Source organism: Azospira sp. I13, assembly GCF_003112695.1.
In the GTDB taxonomy this organism is placed as follows: Bacteria; Pseudomonadota; Gammaproteobacteria; order Burkholderiales; family Rhodocyclaceae; genus Azospira.
The window spans coordinates 1-15,837 of the sequence record NZ_BFBP01000021.1; the positions used below are offsets into that span (position 1 = coordinate 1).

Consider the following 15,837-nt stretch of genomic DNA (forward strand, 5'->3'; position numbering starts at 1 on the left):
ACCGTGAAGCTGATCGCCCCGATCGCCATGGAAGAAGGTCTGCGCTTCGCTATCCGCGAAGGTGGCCGTACCGTCGGCGCCGGCGTGGTTGCCAAGATCATCGAGTAATTTTTACTCGGTTTCAAGAAAGCGTCCCGTCCCCGGGGCGCTTTTGTAGTCTCTGCTGCAGGGGCATAGCTCAATTGGCAGAGCGTCGGTCTCCAAAACCGAAGGTTGGGGGTTCGAGACCCTCTGCCCCTGCCATCCAATAAGACAAGAGATACATGGCCGACAAGATCAAGTTTGCGCTGGCGCTCCTGCTGGTCGTCGCTGGCGTGGCCGGCTTTTATGTGCTTTCCGAGCAGGCATTGATCCTGCGTGTCCTGGTGGTTCTGGTGGGCCTGGCGGCAGCGGCAGCTGTTGCCTGGAAAACCGAATCCGGGATGCGCTTTTTCGTTTTTGCCCGGGAAGCGGTGGCTGAGGCCAAAAAGGTCGTCTGGCCGAGTCGCAAGGAAACCTTGCAGACTACCGGTATTGTTTTCATTTTCATGGTTGTCATGGCCATTTTTCTTTGGCTGACCGACAAAAGCCTAGAATGGCTTCTCTATGACCTGATCCTGGGCTGGAAAAAATCATGAGTAAACGCTGGTACGTGGTTCACGCCTATTCCGGTTTTGAAAAAAGCGTGCAGCGGGCTCTGGTCGATCGGGTTCAGCGTGCAGGCATGCAGGACCTCTTTGGTCGCATTCTCGTTCCCGTCGAAGAAGTCGTGGAAATGAAGGGCGGCCAGAAGAGCATTTCCGAACGCAAGTTCTTCCCCGGCTATGTGCTGGTGGAAATGGAGATGAACGACGATACCTGGCATCTAGTGAAGAACACTTCCAAGGTCACTGGTTTTGTCGGCGGTACGGCTACCAAGCCCACCCCCATTTCTGAAAAGGAAGTGGACAAGATCATGCAGCAGATGCAGGAGGGGGTTGAAAAGCCTCGTCCCAAGACGCTGTTCGAGATCGGTGAAGTGGTACGTGTCAAAGAAGGTCCTTTCACCGATTTCCACGGTTCTGTGGAAGACGTCAATTACGAAAAGAGCAAGCTGCGTGTTTCCGTGACCATTTTTGGTCGGGCCACGCCGGTTGAGCTGGAATTCGGCCAGGTCGAAAAGTCCTGAGCCTCGCCGCCTGAGGCGGCAAACGATTTTAAACGGGGCCGGGCCCGTCAATTCCGGCACAGAGGAGCGTATTAGGCGGTCAGGTTTGTCGAAAGCGCGCTAACACTCATATCACAGGAGCCATCATGGCAAAGAAAATCATCGGCTTTATCAAGCTGCAAGTGCCGGCCGGCAAGGCGAATCCTTCGCCCCCCATCGGCCCCGCCCTGGGCCAGCGCGGTCTCAACATCATGGAGTTCTGCAAGGCCTTTAACGCCCAGACCCAAGGTGTGGAACCCGGTCTGCCTATCCCCGTGGTGATTACCGCTTTCGCGGACAAGTCTTTCACCTTTGTGATGAAGACCCCGCCGGCCACCATTCTGATCAAGAAGGCTGCTGGTATTCAGAAGGGCTCTCCGAAGCCCCATACCGACAAGGTAGGCAAGATTACTCGTGCCCAGTGCGAAGAAATCGCCAAGACCAAGGCTCCCGATCTGACTGCTGCCGATCTGGAAGCTGCTGTTCGTACCATCGCCGGTTCTGCCCGGTCCATGGGCATCACGGTGGAGGGTCTGTAACATGGCTAAGCTGACTAAAAAGCAACAATCCCAGCAGGGCAAGATCGACCGCAACAAGGTCTACGCTGCTACCGAAGCCCTGAACCTGGCTAAGGAAACCGCTACTGCCAAGTTTGACGAGTCCATTGACGTGGCCGTCAATCTGGGTATCGATCCCCGTAAGTCCGACCAGCTGGTGCGCGGCTCCGTCGTACTGCCCGCCGGTACCGGCAAGTCCGTGCGCGTCGCCGTGTTCGCCCAGGGCGACAAGGCCGAGGCAGCCAAGGCTGCTGGTGCCGATATCGTCGGCTTCGACGACCTGGCCGAACAGGTCAAGGGCGGCAATCTGAATTTCGACGTGGTTATCGCCACTCCCGATGCCATGCGCGTCGTCGGTGCCCTGGGTCAGATTCTGGGCCCCCGCGGCCTGATGCCCAACCCCAAGGTTGGCACCGTGACCATGGATGTGGCTACCGCCGTCAAGAACGCCAAGGCTGGTCAGGTTCAGTACCGTACCGACAAGGGCGGTATCGTGCACGCTACCATCGGTCGCGCTTCCTTCCCGGTTGAAAAGCTGGAAGAGAACCTGAAGGCTCTGATTGAAGCTCTGAACAAGGCCAAGCCGGCCGCTGCCAAGGGCCAATATCTGCGCAAGGTCGCCGTGTCCGCCACCATGGGCCCCGGCGTGCGCGTCGATCAAGCCACTCTGGTCGTCTAATCCGCGCCAGAACGCTGTAAAGAACTTTGGGCCGGGCCCCGCCGTTTCGATGGCGGGGCCCGGATCGTCAAAGACCGCAGGTGCCGAGGATGCTTTCGGTCCGGGGCTTAAGTTTCGTAAGAAGCCTGCGCAGACGGTGTTCCCGAAACAGGATTTTGCCGGTTCGCCGGTGCGATTCCCTGATTCAGGTCGCCGTGGGTGCGGTGGGTTGCATGACCTGCCGTGTTTAGACTTGAAAGGAGGAAAGACCCATGGGTCTCAATCTTAATGACAAGAAAGCCGTCGTGGCAGAGGTGTCGGCTCAGGTAGCCAAAGCCCAGACCATCGTGGTGGCCGAGTACCGTGGCATCGAGGTGGCTCACCTCACCGTGCTGCGCAAGAAGGCCCGCGAATCTGGTGTTTACCTGCGCGTGCTGAAAAACACCCTGGTGCGTCGTGCGGTGGCTGACACCGCCTTCGCCGGCCTGGCTGATCACATGGTCGGTCCGCTGATTTACAGCGTGTCCGCTGACCCTGTGGCTGCTGCCAAGGTTCTCAACGACTTTGCCAAGACCAACGACAAGCTGGTGCTGAAGGCAGGTTCTTACGCAGGTAAGGTGCTGGATAAAGCCGCTGTGCAAGCCCTGGCTTCCATCCCGAGCCGCGACGAGCTGCTGGCCAAGCTGCTGGGCGTGATGAAGGCTCCCGTGTCCGGCTTTGCCGTGGCCATGGGCGCTCTCGCCAAGAAGCGCGAAGCCGAAGGCGCTGCTGCCTGATCGGCCTGTCGAACACTTGCTTATCTGATTTGAATTAGGAGTTATCTAAATGGCTATTACCAAAGAAGACATCCTGGAAGCCGTCGGTTCCATGACCGTTATGGACCTGAACGACCTGGTCAAGGCTTTCGAAGAGAAGTTTGGCGTTTCCGCTGCCGCTATGGCCGTGGCTGCCCCCGGCGCTGGTGCTGGTGCTGCTGCTGCTGAAGAGCAGACCGAATTCACCGTGGTCCTGGCTGCTGCTGGCGACAAGAAGGTTGAAGTCATCAAGGTCGTCCGCGCTGCTACCGGCCTGGGCCTGAAGGAAGCTAAGGACGTCGTTGATGGCGCTCCCAAGGCTGTGAAGGAAGGCGTCTCCAAGGCTGATGCTGAAGCCCTGAAGAAGCAACTGGAAGAAGCTGGCGCCAAGGTCGAAATCAAGTAATTTCGCCTCGCGTTTCGTGGGCTGGCGGCATTTTTGCCGCCAGCCCATTTGTGCTTTTCCGAAGCGTGCAATTGAGTAGCAAGCTGTAACCGCAGTACGCAGTCGATGTAATCCCGCAACGTATAAACGCAAGCATCATCTTCGGGCCATCTGGCCGAGCAGCACCGCAGTTGATGAAGCTTGCGTTTATCCGTTGCAACCGCCGGTATTTTTGGCGGGTCCAACCTCTTTCGAGGAATTTTGCTTTCTGAGCTCGGAGCGACCATGACCTACTCCTACACCGAGAAAAAACGCATCCGCAAGAGTTTTGCCAAGCGTGCAAGCGTGCTCGACGTGCCTTTCCTGCTGGCCACCCAGCTGGAGTCGTACACGGCCTTCCTGCAGGCGGAACTGCCTACCGCCAAGCGTCGCAGTCAAGGCCTTCAGGCTGCTTTCGGCTCCATCTTCCCCATCGTTTCCCATTCCGGCAACGCACGTCTTGAGTTCGTCAGCTACCAGCTGGCCGAGCCGACCTTTGACGTCAAGGAATGTCAGCAGCGGGGCCTGACCTTCGCCTCCGCCCTGCGCGCCAGGGTGCGCTTGGTCATCATGGACCGGGAAACCCCGGATACCGTGAAGGAAGTGAAGGAGCAAGAAGTGTACATGGGCGAAATTCCGCTCATGACCACCACCGGCTCCTTCGTCATCAACGGTACCGAGCGGGTCATCGTTTCCCAGCTGCACCGCTCTCCTGGCGTGTTCTTCGAGCACGATCGAGGCAAGACCCACTCCTCCGGCAAGCTGCTGTTCTCCGCCCGCGTGATTCCCTACCGCGGTTCCTGGCTGGACTTCGAGTTCGACCCCAAGGACATCCTCTTCTTCCGCGTTGACCGTCGCCGCAAGATGCCCGTCACCACTCTGCTCAAGGCTATCGGCCTGACCAATGAGCAGATCCTGGCCGGTTTCTTTGAATTCGACGATTTCAAGTTGCTGAAGAACGGTGCCGATTTCACCCTGGTGCCCGAGCGCCTGCGGGGCGAAACGGCCCGCTTCGACTTCTGCGACAAGGCTGGCAAGGTCATTGTCCCCAAGGACAAGCGCATCACCGCCAAGCACATCCGTGATCTGGATGCGGCCGGCATCAAGCACATTGCCGTGCCTGACGATTTCCTCGTCGGCCGCGTCATTGGCCACAACATCATCGACAAGGACAGCGGCGAAGTCATCGCCAACGCCAATGACGAGATCACCGAATCCCTGCTGGCCAAGCTGCGGGAAGCCGGTGTGGCCGAGTTCCAGGCCCTCTACACCAACGACCTGGACCGTGGTGCCTTCATCTCCAACACCCTGCGTGCTGACGATACCGTCTCCAAGCAGGCTGCCCGCGTTGCCATCTATCGCATGATGCGCCCCGGTGAGCCGCCCACCGAAGAAGCCGTTGAAATCCTTTTCAATGGCCTTTTCTACTCCGACGAGCGCTACGACCTCTCTGGCGTCGGCCGCATGAAGTTCAATCGCCGCATCGGTCGCCCCGATGTGGTCGAGTACAAGGTCACCATCAACCACGCGCCGCACAAGACCGAAGCCATTGCCAAGGCCATCGCCGAATTCACCGGCGCCAACCAGGGCACGGTGCAGGAGACCCTGAACGAGCTGCAGTACGGCTCCCGCTCCGCCGCCGAGAACCTCACCGAGGAAGCTGCCGTGGCCCTGGCTGCACAGCTGAAGACCCTGGGCGCCAACGTCGAAGTGCGCGAGCAACTGACCCTGTCTCCCCGCGACATCGTGGAATCCATCAAGCTGCTGGTGGAGCTGCGCAACGGTCGCGGCGAAATCGACGACATTGACCACCTGGGCAACCGCCGCGTGCGTTCCGTCGGTGAACTGGCCGAAAACCAGTTCCGTGCCGGTCTGGTCCGCGTCGAGCGCGCCGTCAAGGAACGTCTGTCCCAGGCTGAATCCGACAACCTGATGCCCCACGACCTGATCAATGCCAAGCCGATCAGCGCCGCTATCAAGGAATTCTTCGGTTCCAGCCAGCTCTCCCAGTTCATGGACCAGACCAACCCGCTGTCCGAGATCACCCACAAGCGGCGTGTTTCCGCCCTGGGCCCGGGCGGTCTGACCCGCGAACGCGCCGGCTTCGAAGTGCGCGACGTGCATCCGACCCACTACGGTCGCGTCTGCCCGATTGAAACGCCGGAAGGCCCGAACATCGGCCTGATCAACTCCCTGGCCCTGTTCGCCCGTACCAACTCCTACGGCTTCCTGGAAACTCCCTACCGCAAGGTGGTGGATGGCAAGGTAACCGACCAGATCGAATACCTGTCTGCCATTGAAGAAGGCGCTTACGTGGTGGCCCAGGCCAACGCCGCGCTGGATGGCAAGGGCACCCTGGTGGACGAACTGGTGACCTGCCGTGAAAAAGGCGAAACCATCCTGGCTGAGCCGGCCCGTGTCCAGTACATGGACGTGGCCCCGGGCCAGATCGTTTCCGTCGCCGCGTCTCTGATTCCGTTCCTTGAGCATGATGACGCGAACCGTGCACTGATGGGTGCCAACATGCAGCGTCAGGCCGTGCCCTGCCTGCGTCCCGAAAAGCCCCTGGTCGGCACCGGCATCGAACGTACCGTGGCCGTGGACTCCGGCACCGCCGTGCAAGCCCTGCGGGGCGGCGTGGTCGATTACGTCGATGCGTCCCGTGTCGTGGTCCGGGTGCATGATGATGAAACCGTGCCGGGCGAAGTCGGCGTGGACATCTACAACCTGACCAAGTACACCCGTTCCAACCAGAACACCAACATCAACCAGCGTCCGCTGGTGAAGATGGGTGACATCATCGCCAAGGGCGATGTGGTGGCCGATGGCGCATCCACTGACAAGGGCGAACTGGCCCTTGGCCAGAACATGCTGATCGCCTTCATGCCCTGGAACGGCTACAACTTCGAAGACTCGATCCTCATTTCCGAGCGCGTGGTGGCGGAAGATCGCTACACCTCCATCCACATCGAAGAACTGACCGTGGTGGCTCGGGATACCAAGCTCGGGCCTGAAGAAATTACCCGCGACATCGCTTCCCTCGGCGAAGCCCAGCTGTCCCGCCTGGATGAATCCGGCGTGGTGTACATCGGCGCTGAAGTCGAAGCCGGTGACGTGCTGGTGGGTAAGGTCACGCCCAAGGGCGAGACCCAGCTCACCCCCGAAGAGAAGCTGCTGCGCGCCATCTTCGGTGAAAAGGCCTCCGACGTTAAGGACACCTCCCTGCGCGTGCCCTCGGGCATCGCCGGTACCGTCATCGACGTGCAGGTGTTCACCCGCGAAGGCATCGAGCGCGACAAGCGCGCCCAGTCCATCATTGACGACCACCTGCGTGGCTACAAGCAGGATCTGGCCGACCAGATGCGCATCGTGGAACGCGACACCTTCGCCCGTGTCGGCCGTCTGATCACCGGCAAGCCGGCCAACGGCGGCCCGAAGAAGCTGGCCAAGGGCACTGTGGTGACCCAGGATTACCTGGAAGGCATCGATCCCCACAACTGGTTCGACGTCCGCATGGCCGACGAAGAAGTGGCCCAGCAGCTGGAACAGCTCAAGGAATCCCTTGAGCAGACCCGCAAGGACTTCGACATTGCCTTCGAAGAGAAGCGCAAGAAACTGACCCAGGGCGACGAACTGCCCCCCGGCGTGCAGAAGATGGTCAAGGTCTATGTGGCCGTGAAGCGTCGTCTGCAGCCTGGTGACAAGATGGCCGGCCGTCACGGTAACAAGGGTGTGGTCTCCCGCATCGTTCCCGTCGAAGACATGCCTTACATGGCCGATGGCCGCCCTGTGGATATCGTGCTGAACCCCCTGGGTGTGCCGTCCCGGATGAACGTCGGCCAGATTCTCGAAGTTCACCTGGGCTGGGCTGCCAAGGGCCTGGGCTACAAGATCGGCGACATGCTGCAGGCCGGCGCCAAGGCTGCCGAAGTGCGCAAGTTCCTGGAAGAGATCTACAACTCCGAAGGTAAGAAGGAAAACCTGAATGAGTTGAACGACAAGGAAATCCTCGAACTGGCAGCCAACCTGACCTCCGGCGTGCCTTTCGCCACCCCGGTGTTCGACGGTGCTGACGAAGCCGAAATCAAGGCCATGCTGCGTCTTGCCGGCATGCCTGAATCCGGTCAGATCACCCTGCACGACGGCCGTACTGGCGATGCCTTCGAGCGTCAGGTTACCGTGGGCTACATGCACTACCTGAAGCTGCACCACTTGGTGGATGACAAGATGCACGCCCGTTCCACCGGTCCGTACAGCCTGGTGACCCAGCAGCCCCTGGGCGGTAAGGCTCAGTTCGGTGGTCAGCGCTTCGGTGAAATGGAAGTGTGGGCCCTGGAAGCTTACGGTGCCTCCTACGTGCTGCAGGAAATGCTGACCGTGAAGTCGGATGACGTGAATGGCCGGACCAAGGTCTACGAAAACATCGTCAAGGGCGAGCACAAGATCGATGCCGGCATGCCGGAATCCTTCAACGTGCTGGTGAAGGAAATCCGCTCCCTGGCGATCGATATCGACCTGGAGCGCTTCTAAGCGCTCCCTGGTAAACACGGTTACGTAATAATTTTGGGTTCTCGCCCCGGTTGGAGTGAACGATGAAAGCACTGCTCGATCTGTTTAAGCAGGTGTCCCAGGAAGAAGAATTCGACGCGATTACCATCAGTCTCGCGTCCCCGGACAAGATCCGGTCCTGGTCCTACGGCGAAGTTAAAAAGCCGGAAACCATCAACTACCGTACTTTCAAGCCCGAGCGCGATGGCCTCTTCTGCGCCAAGATCTTTGGACCCATCAAGGATTACGAGTGCCTGTGCGGCAAGTACAAGCGCCTCAAGCACCGCGGTGTGATCTGCGAGAAGTGCGGCGTCGAAGTGACCCTGGCCAAGGTGCGCCGCGAGCGCATGGGCCATATCGAGCTGGCCAGCCCGACTGCCCACATCTGGTTCCTCAAGTCCCTGCCCAGCCGTCTGGGCATGGTGCTGGACATGACCCTGCGCGACATCGAGCGGGTCCTGTACTTCGAAGCCTACGTGGTGATCGAACCCGGCATGACGTCCCTCAACCGGGCCCAGCTGCTGACCGAAGACGACTACCTGGCCAAGGTGGAAGAATACGGTGACGACTTTGTCGCCCTGATGGGTGCCGAGGCCGTGCGCGAACTGCTGCGCACCCTGGATCTGGACCACGAAGTCGAGCGTCTGCGCGGCGAACTGGAAACCACCGGCTCCGAAGCCAAGAACAAGAAGATTGCCAAGCGCCTGAAGATTCTCGAAGGCTTCCAGAAGTCCGGCATCAAGCCCGACTGGATGATCCTCGAAGTCCTGCCCGTGTTGCCCCCGGACCTGCGTCCCCTGGTGCCGCTGGATGGCGGCCGCTTCGCTACTTCCGATCTGAACGACCTCTACCGTCGCGTCATCAACCGGAACAACCGTCTGAAGCGCCTGCTGGAACTGAAGGCCCCGGAAATCATCGTGCGCAACGAAAAGCGCATGCTGCAGGAATCCGTGGACTCCCTGCTGGACAACGGTCGTCGCGGCAAGGCCATGACCGGTGCCAACAAGCGCCCCCTGAAGTCCCTGGCCGACATGATCAAGGGTAAGGGCGGTCGCTTCCGTCAGAACTTGCTGGGCAAGCGGGTGGACTACTCCGGCCGTTCCGTGATCGTGGTGGGTCCCCAGCTCAAGTTGCACCAGTGCGGTCTGCCCAAGCTGATGGCCCTGGAACTGTTCAAGCCCTTCATCTTCCACAAGCTGGAACTGATGGGTCTGGCAACCACCATCAAGCAGGCCAAGAAGATGGTCGAATCCCAGGAACCGGTGGTTTGGGACATCCTGGAAGACGTCATCCGCGAACATCCGGTCATGCTGAACCGCGCGCCGACCCTGCACCGTCTGGGTATCCAGGCCTTCGAGCCGGTCCTGATCGAAGGCAAGGCCATTCAGCTGCATCCCCTGGTTTGTGCTGCCTTCAACGCCGACTTTGACGGCGACCAGATGGCTGTGCACGTGCCCCTGTCCCTGGAAGCCCAGATGGAAGCCCGCACCCTGATGCTGGCCTCCAACAACGTGCTTTCCCCGGCCAACGGCGAGCCGATCATTGTGCCCTCCCAGGATATCGTGCTGGGTCTGTACTACGCCACCCGTGACCGCATCAACGCCAAGGGCGAAGGTATGAATTTCGCCGACGTGGGCGAAGTGCTGCGCGCCGTCAATTCCGGCCAGGCCGACCTGCATGCCAAGGTGTCCGTGCGCCTGAAGGAATATGTGCGCGGCGAAAGCGGTGAGTGGGTCGAGAAAATCACCCGCTACAACACCACCTGCGGCCGTGCCATCCTTTCCGAGATCCTGCCCAAGGGGCTGCCGTTCAGCGTGATTGACCGGGCCCTGAAGAAGAAGGAAATCTCCAAGCTGATCAACACTTCCTATCGCCGTTGCGGCCTGAAGGATACCGTGGTGTTCGCCGACAAGCTGATGCAGAACGGCTACGCCCTGGCAACCCGCGCCGGCATTTCCTTCTGCTCCGACGACATGCGTGTGCCGACCGAAAAGCACACCATCATCGCCGAGGCCGAGAAGGAAGTTAAGGAAATCGAAACCCAATACACCAACGGTCTGGTGACCTTCGGTGAGCGCTACAACAAGGTTGTGGATATCTGGGGCCGTACCGGCGACCAGGTGGCAAAGGTCATGATGGAGCAGCTGGGCCACGAAGAGGTGGTGGACCGCCACGGCAAGACCGTGAAGCAGGAATCCTTCAACTCCATCTACATGATGGCTGACTCCGGCGCCCGGGGTTCCGCGGCCCAGATTCGTCAGCTGGCCGGTATGCGGGGCCTGATGGCCAAGCCCGATGGTTCCATTATCGAGACCCCCATTACCACCAACTTCCGTGAAGGCCTGAACGTGCTTCAGTACTTCATCTCCACCCACGGTGCGCGGAAGGGTCTGGCCGATACGGCACTGAAGACCGCCAACTCCGGCTACCTGACCCGTCGTCTGGTGGACGTGACCCAGGATCTGGTGGTGACGGAAGACGATTGCGGCACCGAAAACGGCGCCACCATGAAGGCCCTGATCGAGGGCGGCGAGGTTATCGAGCCGCTGCGCGACCGTATCCTGGGCCGCGTGACCGCAGCCGATGTGGTCAATCCTGAAAACGAAGAAACCGTCATTGAAGCCGGCACCCTGGTGGACGAAGATCTGTGCGATCTGATCGACCAGCTGGGTATCGATGAAGTGAAGGTGCGTACCCCGCTGACCTGCGATACCCGCTACGGTCTGTGCGCCAAGTGCTATGGCCGCGATCTGGGTCGCGGCAGCATGGTGAACGTGGGCGAAGCAGTCGGCGTGATCGCTGCCCAGTCCATCGGCGAGCCGGGTACCCAGCTGACCATGCGGACCTTCCACGTCGGTGGTGCGGCTTCCCGTGCGGCCGTGGCCGACCGTGTCGATACCAAGTCCAACGGTGTGGTGCGCTTTACTGCCACCATGCGCTACGTGACCAACGTCAAGGGCGAGAAGATCGTCTTTACCCGTTCCGGCGAAGTGCTGGTGACGGATGAGAATGGTCGCGAACGCGAACGCCACAAGGTGCCCTACGGCGCCACCCTGGCCGCCGATGACGGTCAAGTGGTGAAGGCCGGCGCTACCCTGGCGACCTGGGATCCCCATACCCGTCCGATGATTACCGAGTACGCCGGTACCATCAAGTTCGAAAACGTGGAAGAGGGCTCCACCGTCGCCAAGCAGATCGACGATGTGACCGGCCTGTCCACCCTGGTGGTGATCGACCCCAAGCGCGGCGGCAAGGCCCAGGCCAAGGGCCTGCGTCCCCAGGTCAAGCTGCTGGATGAAAATGGCCAGGAAGTGAAGATGCACGGCACCGAGCATGCCGTGGCCATCACCTTCCAGGTGGGCTCCATCATTACCGTGGCTGACGGCCAGCAGGTAGGTGTCGGCGACGTACTGGCTAAGATTCCCCAGGAATCCGCCAAGACCCGCGACATTACCGGCGGTCTGCCCCGCGTGGCAGAACTGTTCGAAGCTCGTACCCCGAAGGACGTGGGGATGCTGGCCGAGTACACCGGTACCGTTTCCTTCGGTAAGGACACCAAGGGCAAGCAGCGTCTGGTTATTACCGACATGGACGGCGTGGCCCACGAGTACCTGATCCTGAAGGACAAGCACGTCATGGTGCACGACGGTCAGGTGGTGAATAAGGGCGAGGTGATTGTGGACGGCGAACCCGATCCCCATGAAATCCTCAAGCTCAAGGGCGTTGAGGCCCTGGCTCGCTACATTACCGACGAAGTGCAGGATGTGTACCGTCTGCAGGGCGTGAAGATTAACGACAAGCACATCGAAGTCATCGTGCGCCAGATGCTGCGTCGAGTCACCATCACTGAACCCGGTGATACCAAGTTCATCAAGAGCGAGCAGGTTGAGCGGGCCGAAGTGTTGGACGAGAACGATCGTGCGTCCGCCAGCGGCAAGCTGCCGGCGACCTATGACTACATGCTCCTGGGTATTACCAAGGCCTCCTTGTCCACCGATTCCTTCATCTCCGCGGCCTCCTTCCAGGAAACCACCCGCGTGCTGACGGAAGCCGCCATCATGGGCAAGCGCGACGAGCTGCGCGGCCTGAAGGAAAACGTGATCGTGGGTCGTCTGATTCCGGCGGGTACTGGTTTGGCTTATCACAACTCTCGTCGCCAGCAGGCTGCCGGCAACGATCAGGCTGCCGGTCGCGACCTGATGGTCGAGGAAGTTGCCGTAACCGAAGAAGCTCCGGCTGCTGGCGACGCCATTTAAATAAAGCGGGAAGGGAAGCAGCCGTTGACTCGGGGGTTGCTTCCCAATAAAATCCCGGGTCTTTTCGCGGCAAAGGCTAATCATTGCCTTTGCTTGGATATAAAAATCACCAGCGACCCGCAAGGGCGTGGTGCCTGGCGGCAAAGCCGCCTAATTGAGGATTAGTTATGCCGACCATCAACCAACTCGTGCGCAAGCCCCGCGAGGCTGAAATCACCAAGAGCAAGGTTCCTGCTCTGGAGAAGTGCCCTCAGAAGCGTGGCGTGTGCACCCGTGTTTACACCACCACCCCGAAGAAGCCGAACTCCGCACTGCGTAAGGTTTGCAAGGTGCGCCTGACCAACGGTTTCGAGGTGATTTCCTACATTGGTGGTGAAGGCCACAACTTGCAGGAGCACTCCGTGGTGCTGATCCGCGGTGGTCGTGTGAAGGACTTGCCCGGTGTGCGTTACCACACCGTGCGTGGCTCCCTGGATACCCAGGGCGTCAAGGATCGTAAGCAGTCCCGTTCCAAGTACGGGGCCAAGCGTCCGAAGGCTGCTTAATTTTTTAAGTGGCTTTAGTAAGTGGCCGCCCATGGTGGGCGGCCTTGCTGCATTTTTAGTTCCGGAATGTGGCAACTGAATAGTGAACCAGTGAGGTAAATATGCCCCGTCGTCGTGAAGTACCGAAACGCGACATTCTGCCCGATCCCAAGTTCGGTAGCGTGGATGTCTCCAAGTTTGTGAACGCCGTGATGCAAAGCGGCAAGAAGTCCGTGGCCGAGCGTATCGTCTACGGTGCTTTCGAGCAGATTTCCACCAAGTCCGGCAAGGATCCGCTGGAAGTCTTCTCCTCCGCCATCGCCAACGTGCGTCCCATGGTGGAAGTGAAGTCCCGTCGCGTCGGTGGTGCCAACTACCAGGTGCCCGTGGAAGTGCGTCCCGCCCGTCGTATGGCGCTGGCCATGCGTTGGCTGCGTGAAGCTGCCCGCAAGCGCTCCGAGAAGACCATGGGTCTGCGCTTGGCTGCCGAAATGCTTGAAGCTGCCGAAAACCGCGGTGGCGCTGTCAAGAAGCGTGATGAAGTGCACCGCATGGCCGAAGCCAACAAGGCTTTCGCTCACTACCGTTTCTAATCGTCTCCTGACGAACGTTTACAGCGAAGGTTACTAACGTGGCTCGCAAAACTCCCATCGAGCGCTACCGCAATATCGGTATCAGCGCTCACATTGACGCCGGCAAGACGACTACTACCGAGCGTATTCTTTTCTACACCGGTGTGAACCACAAGATCGGTGAAGTGCACGACGGTGCTGCCACCATGGACTGGATGGAGCAGGAGCAGGAGCGTGGTATTACCATCACCTCCGCTGCTACCACCTGTTTCTGGAAGGGGATGGACAGTTCCTTCCCCGAGCACCGTTTTAACATCATCGACACCCCGGGGCACGTGGACTTCACCATCGAGGTGGAGCGTTCCATGCGTGTTTTGGACGGTGCTTGCATGGTCTATTGCGCTGTGGGTGGCGTGCAGCCCCAGTCCGAAACCGTGTGGCGTCAGGCCAACAAGTACAAGGTGCCCCGTCTGGCCTTCGTGAACAAGATGGACCGTTCCGGTGCCAACTTCTTCAAGGTGGTCGAGCAGATGAAGACCCGTCTGAAGGCCAATCCTGTGCCCATCGTTATTCCGATCGGTGCTGAAGATACCTTCACCGGCGTGGTCGATCTGATCAAGAACAAGGCCATCATTTGGGACGAAGCTTCCCAAGGCATGAAGTTCGACTATGTCGACGTGCCGGCTGACCTGGTCGAAGTCGCTGCTACCTGGCGTGAGCAGATGGTCGAAGCCGCTGCTGAAGCTTCCGAAGAGCTGATGAACCAGTACCTGGAAAATGGTGATCTGCCCGAGGCTGACATCATCAAGGGTCTGCGTACGCGTACCATCAACTGCGAAATTCAGCCGATGCTGTGCGGCACTGCCTTCAAGAACAAGGGCGTGCAGCGCATGCTGGATGCCGTGATCCAGTTGCTGCCCTCCCCGGTGGATATTCCCCCGGTCGAAGGCGAGAAGGAAAACGGCGAGCGGGATACCCGCGTTGCTTCCGACGACTCCAAGTTCTCCGCCCTCGCTTTCAAGCTGATGACCGACCCCTACGTCGGTCAACTGACCTTCGTGCGCGTGTATTCCGGCGTGCTGGCTTCCGGTTCCACCATCTACAACCCCATCAAGGGTCGTAAGGAACGGATCGGCCGCATTCTGCAGATGCACGCCAACGAGCGGGAAGAAATCAAGGAGGTGCTGGCGGGCGACATCGCCGCTTGCGTGGGCCTGAAGGAAGTGACCACGGGTGAGACCCTGTGCGATCCCGATGCTCCGATCATTCTCGAGCGTATGGAATTCCCGGACCCCGTGATTCACGTGGCTGTGGAGCCGAAGACCAAAGCTGACCAGGAAAAGATGGGCATTGCCCTGAACCGCCTGGCTGCTGAAGATCCTTCCTTCCGCGTGCGCACCGATGAAGAATCCGGTCAGACCATTATTTCCGGTATGGGCGAGCTGCACCTGGAAATTATCGTGGACCGCATGAAGCGCGAGTTCGGTGTGGAAGCCAACGTGGGTGCTCCCCAGGTGGCCTACCGCGAGTGCATCAAGAAGTCTGTCGAGCAAGAAGGCAAGTTCGTCAAGCAGTCCGGCGGCCGCGGTCAGTACGGTCACGTCTGGATCAAGCTGGAGCCGAACGAAGCTGGCAAGGGCTACGAGTTCGTGGACATGATCAAGGGCGGTACCGTACCCCGTGAATACATCCCTGCGGTGGATAAGGGTCTGCAAGACGCTGTGACGAGCGGTGTGCTGGCTGGCTTCCCTGTGGTCGATGTCAAGTTCACGCTGTTCGACGGTTCCTACCACGATGTGGACTCCAACGAAAACGCCTTCCGCATGGCCGCCTCCATGGCTTTCAAGGAAGGTATGCGCAAGGCTCAGCCCACCCTGCTTGAGCCCATGATGGCTGTTGTGGTGGAAACGCCGGAAGACTACATGGGCAACGTGATGGGTGACCTGTCCGGTCGTCGCGGTATCGTCCAGGGTATGGATGATCTGCCCGGCGGCATCAAGGAAGTGAAGGCTGAAGTGCCCCTGGCTGAAATGTTCGGCTACGCCACCCAGCTGCGCTCCCTGACCCAGGGTCGTGCGACCTACTCCATGGAGTTCAAGCACTACTCCGAGGCGCCGAAGAACGTCGCCGAAGCCGTGATTAACAAGAAGTAATCTGACTATTTTCGAATCGAGGAATTGAAAGATGGCCAAGGAAAAGTTTGAACGTACGAAGCCGCACGTGAATGTGGGCACCATCGGTCACGTTGACCACGGTAAGACCACGCTGACTGCTGCTATCACCACCATTCTGTCCAAGAAGTTCGGTGGCGAAGCCAAGGCTTACGACCAGATCGACGC

Annotated in this window: 13 protein-coding genes and 1 tRNA gene; all 14 read left to right on the forward strand. The window is 59.6% G+C overall.

Going from position 1 to position 15,837, the window contains the following annotated elements; all coding sequences use genetic code 11:
- Window positions 1-108, forward strand: a 108-nt coding sequence (locus AZSI13_RS15035) for an elongation factor Tu (protein WP_080495549.1), incomplete at its 5' end; no start/stop codon positions are given.
- A gap of 59 nt (window positions 109-167) precedes the next feature.
- Window positions 168-243, forward strand: a tRNA-Trp gene (locus AZSI13_RS15040).
- Between the two features lie 20 nt (window positions 244-263).
- Window positions 264-617, forward strand: coding sequence for a preprotein translocase subunit SecE (gene secE, locus AZSI13_RS15045; protein ID WP_109042010.1), 354 nt, complete (start codon window positions 264-266; stop codon window positions 615-617).
- Entirely contained in the window at window positions 614-1,147 is a 534-nt protein-coding gene (nusG, locus tag AZSI13_RS15050) for a transcription termination/antitermination protein NusG (protein WP_109042011.1), read from the forward strand. Before secE ends, nusG begins: the two co-directional genes overlap by 4 nt.
- A 125-nt stretch (window positions 1,148-1,272) precedes the next feature.
- On the forward strand, window positions 1,273-1,704 hold the full coding sequence (gene rplK / locus AZSI13_RS15055; protein WP_109042012.1) for a 50S ribosomal protein L11: 432 nt from the start codon (window positions 1,273-1,275) through the stop codon (window positions 1,702-1,704).
- A gap of 1 nt (window position 1,705) precedes the next feature.
- The gene (gene rplA, locus AZSI13_RS15060) at window positions 1,706-2,401 is read left to right on the forward strand and encodes a 50S ribosomal protein L1 (protein WP_109042013.1); all 696 of its coding nucleotides are present in this window, start codon (window positions 1,706-1,708) and stop codon (window positions 2,399-2,401) included.
- A 251-nt stretch (window positions 2,402-2,652) separates the two neighbouring features.
- Window positions 2,653-3,156: a 50S ribosomal protein L10 gene (rplJ, locus tag AZSI13_RS15065; RefSeq protein ID WP_109042014.1), complete on the forward strand. Its 504-nt coding sequence runs from the start codon at window positions 2,653-2,655 to the stop codon at window positions 3,154-3,156.
- A 49-nt stretch (window positions 3,157-3,205) separates the two neighbouring features.
- A complete protein-coding gene (gene rplL / locus AZSI13_RS15070; protein WP_109042015.1) occupies window positions 3,206-3,580 on the forward strand; it encodes a 50S ribosomal protein L7/L12 in 375 nt (124 codons plus the stop codon).
- A 264-nt stretch (window positions 3,581-3,844) separates the two neighbouring features.
- Window positions 3,845-8,128 carry a DNA-directed RNA polymerase subunit beta gene (rpoB, locus tag AZSI13_RS15075; protein ID WP_109042016.1) on the forward strand — a complete coding sequence of 1,428 codons (4,284 nt, stop codon included), beginning with the start codon at window positions 3,845-3,847 and terminating at the stop codon, window positions 8,126-8,128.
- A 62-nt stretch (window positions 8,129-8,190) separates the two neighbouring features.
- Window positions 8,191-12,402 (forward strand): DNA-directed RNA polymerase subunit beta', encoded by a 4,212-nt coding sequence (gene rpoC, locus AZSI13_RS15080; RefSeq protein ID WP_109042017.1) that lies wholly within the window; start codon window positions 8,191-8,193, stop codon window positions 12,400-12,402.
- A gap of 167 nt (window positions 12,403-12,569) precedes the next feature.
- Complete coding sequence (gene rpsL / locus AZSI13_RS15085) at window positions 12,570-12,947, forward strand: 30S ribosomal protein S12 (RefSeq protein WP_109042018.1); 378 nt, start codon at window positions 12,570-12,572, stop codon at window positions 12,945-12,947.
- Between the two features lie 101 nt (window positions 12,948-13,048).
- The gene (gene rpsG, locus AZSI13_RS15090) at window positions 13,049-13,519 is read left to right on the forward strand and encodes a 30S ribosomal protein S7 (protein ID WP_109042019.1); all 471 of its coding nucleotides are present in this window, start codon (window positions 13,049-13,051) and stop codon (window positions 13,517-13,519) included.
- Window positions 13,520-13,557: 38 nt separating this feature from the next.
- Window positions 13,558-15,651, forward strand: coding sequence for an elongation factor G (fusA, locus tag AZSI13_RS15095; RefSeq protein ID WP_109042020.1), 2,094 nt, complete (start codon window positions 13,558-13,560; stop codon window positions 15,649-15,651).
- Window positions 15,652-15,682: 31 nt separating this feature from the next.
- The coding region (locus AZSI13_RS15100) for a GTP-binding protein (protein WP_235609792.1) at window positions 15,683-15,837 on the forward strand (155 nt) is incomplete at its 3' end.

Bases quoted from the DNA above. Each gene is read 5' to 3' on its own strand.
- rpoC (WP_109042017.1), top strand. From the start codon at position 8,191: ATGAAAGCACTGCTCGATCTGTTTAAGCAGGTGTCCCAGGAAGAAGAA.
- nusG (WP_109042011.1), top strand. From the start codon at position 614: ATGAGTAAACGCTGGTACGTGGTTCACGCCTATTCCGGTTTTGAAAAA.
- rpsL (WP_109042018.1), top strand. From the start codon at position 12,570: ATGCCGACCATCAACCAACTCGTGCGCAAGCCCCGCGAGGCTGAAATC.
- rplA (WP_109042013.1), top strand. From the start codon at position 1,706: ATGGCTAAGCTGACTAAAAAGCAACAATCCCAGCAGGGCAAGATCGAC.
- rplL (WP_109042015.1), top strand. From the start codon at position 3,206: ATGGCTATTACCAAAGAAGACATCCTGGAAGCCGTCGGTTCCATGACC.
- rpoB (WP_109042016.1), top strand. From the start codon at position 3,845: ATGACCTACTCCTACACCGAGAAAAAACGCATCCGCAAGAGTTTTGCC.
- rplK (WP_109042012.1), top strand. From the start codon at position 1,273: ATGGCAAAGAAAATCATCGGCTTTATCAAGCTGCAAGTGCCGGCCGGC.
- secE (WP_109042010.1), top strand. From the start codon at position 264: ATGGCCGACAAGATCAAGTTTGCGCTGGCGCTCCTGCTGGTCGTCGCT.
- rpsG (WP_109042019.1), top strand. From the start codon at position 13,049: ATGCCCCGTCGTCGTGAAGTACCGAAACGCGACATTCTGCCCGATCCC.
- rplJ (WP_109042014.1), top strand. From the start codon at position 2,653: ATGGGTCTCAATCTTAATGACAAGAAAGCCGTCGTGGCAGAGGTGTCG.